Annotated in this window: 4 protein-coding genes; 3 read left to right on the top strand and 1 reads right to left on the bottom strand. The window is 66.5% G+C overall.

Annotated elements, in window-relative coordinates; all coding sequences use genetic code 11:
- From AC1DS3_RS35645 to AC1DS3_RS35635, 3 genes are all read left to right on the top strand, one after another.
- The coding region (locus AC1DS3_RS35645; protein ID WP_477129043.1) for a Bug family tripartite tricarboxylate transporter substrate binding protein at positions 1–695 on the top strand (695 nt) is incomplete at its 5' end.
- Positions 696–702: 7 nt separating this feature from the next.
- Positions 703–1,815: a CaiB/BaiF CoA transferase family protein gene (locus AC1DS3_RS35640; RefSeq protein ID WP_477129042.1), complete on the top strand. Its 1,113-nt coding sequence runs from the start codon at positions 703–705 to the stop codon at positions 1,813–1,815.
- A gap of 197 nt (positions 1,816–2,012) precedes the next feature.
- Entirely contained in the window at positions 2,013–3,632 is a 1,620-nt protein-coding gene (locus AC1DS3_RS35635; protein ID WP_441636433.1) for an alpha/beta hydrolase family protein, read from the top strand.
- 69 nt (positions 3,633–3,701) lie between these two features.
- Here AC1DS3_RS35635 and AC1DS3_RS35630 read toward each other — a convergent pair.
- The coding region (locus AC1DS3_RS35630) for an MFS transporter (protein ID WP_477129041.1) at positions 3,702–4,384 on the bottom strand (683 nt) is incomplete at its 5' end.

The following is a 4,384-nucleotide window of genomic DNA, read 5'->3' as shown; positions in this document are numbered from 1 at the left end:
CCTCCACCCATGTCGCGCAGAAGCTCTTGCAGCCATCCGTCAAGTTCGATCCGGCGGCGTTCACCCACGTGATCCGCATCGGCGTCAGCCCCGCCGTGCTGGTGGTGGGGGCGAATTCGCCGTACCGCACCGTGGGCGAACTGGTGGCCGCCGCGCGGCGCTCGCCCGGCTCGCTGAACTATGCATCGGGCGGCATCGGCTCCGCCGCGCATATCTGCGGCGCGGCTTTCGCATCGGCGACAGGCATCAACGCGGTCCATATCCCCTACAAGGGCTCGGTGGAGATCGTGCCGTCGCTGATCAAGGGCGATACGCAATTCGGTTTTCCGGTAGCGACCACCGCGGTGCCGCAGATCGGCAATGGCAAGGTGCGCGCGCTTGCCGTGACCTCGATGCAGCGGATCCCCGCGCTGCCAGGCGTGCCGACCCTGAACGAGGCGCTCGGGCGCAGCGATCTCACGCTGGATTCCTGGAGTGGCATCTGGGCCCCGGCAAACCTGCCTAAGCCCTTGGTGGCGCGCTTGCATGCCGCCATGCTGAGGGCACTGGCGGATCCCGGGCTGCGCCGTTTCTATGCCGAGACAGGGGCGCTCATCGAACCAAGCCCCACGCCCGAATCCTTCACCCGCCTTGTCGCCGAGGAAACCGCCAGGATGCGGCAGGTGATCGAGAAAAACCACATCACGATCGAGTGAGCCTGCCATGCCTGTCACCGTTACCCATTCATTCACCCCGCTCGCGGGCATCCGCGTGCTCGATTTCTCGCACGTCATCGCCGGTCCCTTCGCCACCTTCCTGCTGGCGCAGCTCGGGGCCGACGTGACCAAGGTGGAAAACGCCAACGGCGGCGATGTCATGCGCCGCGCCGGACGGGGCCGCGAGGGCTTCGTCGCGCTCAACGCCGGCAAGTCGTCGCTGGCCCTCGACCTTGGCAGCGAGCAAGGGCGCCAGCATGCGCTGGAGCTCGCCGCCACCTGCGATGTCTTCGTCGACAACCTGCGCCCGGGCGTGCTGGAGCGCTTCGGGCTCGGCTTCGAGGCGGTGCTTGCGCTGAATCCGCGCGTGGTCTATTGCAGCATCTCCGGCTTTGGCCGCGGCGCGCCGGCATGGCGCGGCCGGCCCGCTTACGACCATGTGGTGCAGGCTGCCACCGGCATGGCTTACATGGCGGGCAACGAGGGCGACCCGCCCATCAAGACGGGGTTCCCGGTCATCGATTCCGCCACGGGGCTGCTCGCCGCCTTCGCCATCCTGGCCGGCGTACGCGACAGCGAGCGCACCGGGCGCGGCATGCTGCTCGATATCTCTATGGCCAGCGCCGGCATGCAGCTGATGTACCCCATGGCCTGTGACGCGCTCACACGCGGCGCCACGCCACCCCGGCAGGGCAACCAGGGCTACTCCGGCAGCCCCTCCGCCGATTTCTTCCGCACGCGCGATGGCTGGCTGGCCATCGGCGCCAACACGCCAGGCCAGTTGCTGGCATTGCTCGAAGCGCTGGGCCTTGGTCATCTGGCGCGGGATCCCGCCTTGTTCAATCCGCCGCTGGAACGCAGCGGCCTGCCTGCCTTTGTGCGCTCGCTCGATCCGGGCGCGCTCAAGGAGGCGCTCGCCGCCGCGCTGGCCGATGGCTTGGCCACGGAGCTGGAAGCGCGGCTTAGCGCGTGCGGCATTCCGGCCGCGCGCCTGCGCAACATCGCGGAGTTTGCCGCTGAATCACGGGACAACGGCAGCCTGGAAACCATCGAGCTGCGCRATGGCGATGCCACCGTGGTGTCGCCGGGGCTGGGTTTCCGGGTGCGCACCGGACGCTAGGCCAGGCCGCTTGGCTGCAACCTTGCGTTACTGTTCTTGACCCTCAGGATGGATGGGCATCACGACCTGTTCATCTCTTTTTCACGATACGAGATCGCGCGCCATCAGGCTGGCGGGTAGTTGATCCGTTTACCTACACTCCGCTAATTGTGTAGATCAGGCTAACTGACGTAGACCACAGGCGGGGGGGATGGAAGATGCGATTGACCATGGCGAAGGCGGGCTTTGCGGGCTTGACGTGTCTGGCGTTGAGCGCGGGGGCTTACGCGCAATCGGCGAGTTCTTGCGGCGGGATCAGTTGCAACGGCAACAACAACAACGACTACAACTACAACAGTAATCGCGGCCAGCTTCTCGATCACAGGACCACGCTGCGCCTGAGCGCGGCCGCGCTGGCCGGCGTTCTCAACGCGAGCGATTCAGGCCGGCAGCTATTGCAGATCGCCGGCACCCCTGCATGCGACCTGGAGATCGTCTACTTCCGCTACCGCACCATCGGCGGCGCCAATGAGCCCACCACCGCGAGCGGCGCGCTGATGATTCCAAGCGGCGGGCGCGCATGCAGTGGGCCACGCCCGGCGTTGATGTACGCGCATGGCACCACCACCTACCGCAAATTCAACCTTGCGGACCTGACGCAGAAGGACCCGGGCAACGGTGATGGCGCCTCGGAGGGCATCAGCGTTGCGGCCATGTATGCCGCGCAGGGCTATATCGTGGTGGCGAGCAACTATGCGGGTTACGCCGGCTCCGAGCTTTCCTATCATCCCTACCTGAATGCCCAGCAGCAATCGGCGGACATGATCGACTCGCTGCGGGCCGCACGGGTTGCACTGGCCCGGGCGGACTCGGGCAAGGCGGCCCGGGAGAATGGCAAGCTCTTTATCACCGGATATTCGCAGGGCGGCCACGTTGCCATGGCCACGCATCGCGCGCTGCAGGCGGCGGGCATCAACGTGACGGCGGCTTCCACGGGTTCGGGGCCCTATGCCATGGCGGCCACCGGCGACGCGCTGATCGCGGGTGAGGTGGATCTGGGTTCCACCATCTTCACGACCTTGGTGGCGACCAGCTACCAGAACGCCTACGGCAATATTTACCGCAGGCCGGGCGACCTGTTTGAGGCCAGCTACGCGCGTGGCATCGAGGATCTCCTGCCGAGCGTGACGCCAATCGACACGCTGATTGGCAACGGCAAGCTGCCTGCCACGGCGCTCTTCAGCCCTTATCCGCCGGCTGCGCAGTTTGCCTCGCTGACGCCGCCGGCTTCGCCCCCGCTGGCGCCGCCTGAGCTGACGCCGATCTTCGCCCTCGGGTTTGGCAAAGGCAACCTGGTGCGCAACAGCTTCCGCCTCGGCCTGCTGGAAGACGCGCTGGTGAATCCGGATGGCGCGTTCCCGTACACCACGGTGGCGATGGCGCCGGCGGCCAGCCCGGTTGCGCCGCTGCGCCAGGCGTTCAAGCGCAATGACTTGCGCAACTGGATCCCGCGTGCCCCGGTGCAGCTTTGCGGCGGTCGCTTCGACCCGACGGTGTTCTTCTTCAACGCGACCGTGCAGCAGGCGTATTGGCAGAATGCCAAGGTGCCGGCGGGGCTGACTTCGGTGCTGGATGTGGATGCGCCGGTGGCCGGGCCTGCCGATCCGTACGCCCCGATCAAGCAGGGATTTGCGCTGGCCAAGGCTACGCTCGCCGCGCAGGCCGTGGCGGCGGGCGCAACCGACGGTGGTGCGTCGGCGGTGATCGAGGCCTACCACGGGAGCCTGGTGGCGCCGTTTTGCATGGTCGCCGCGCGTGGGTTCTTCGGGAATTTCTGAGCAAAGCGGAGTGGAAAAGACAGCGGCCAGTCATTGCGCATGACTGGCCGTTTTTTTGTCGTAGCCAGGTCAGTCGCGGGCTTCCATCTTGCGATTGATCCACAGCGCCAGCAACGTGCACGCCACGCCGGACAGCAGGTAGGCGCTGACGGCAAACAAGCCGAACTCCGCCGACAGTCCCAACGCCACCAGCGGCGCAAAGGCGGCGCCGAACAGCCACGCAAAATCGGAAGTCAGCGCCGCGCCGGTATAGCGAAAGCGCGATCCGAAGTTTGCCGTGACAGCGCCCGCGGCCTGGCCGTACGACAAGCCCAGCAAGCCGAAGCCGATCAGGATGAACAAGTCTTGCCGCGCCGGGGTGCCGTTCATCAGGTACGGCGCGAACAGGCCGAAGATGCCGATCAGGACTGCCATCAACGCCAGCGTGGTGCGCCGCCCGATGCGGTCGGCGATCCAGCCGGAGGTGATGGTAGCCGCCATGGCGATCCCCGCGCCGATGATCTGGATGATCAGCACGTCATTGATGTCCTGCGTGGCGTGCAGCGCGACCCACGACAGCGGGAACACCGTGACCAGGTGAAAAAGCGCGTAGCTGGCCAGTGCCGCGAAGGCGCCGATGAACAGGTTGTAGCCTTGGGCGCGCATGATCTGCACCGGGCTGATCGGCTCCAGCTCGCCTTCTTCCAGCAGCTGCGTGTACTCCCGGGTCACCACCAGGCGCAGGCGCGCGAACAGCGCGACCACGTTGATGG

It is taken from the genome of Cupriavidus sp. 01L46, from assembly GCF_056399905.1.
The sequence above is the reverse complement of the archived record's forward strand: the minus strand, read 5'-3'. Positions and strand labels throughout refer to the sequence as shown.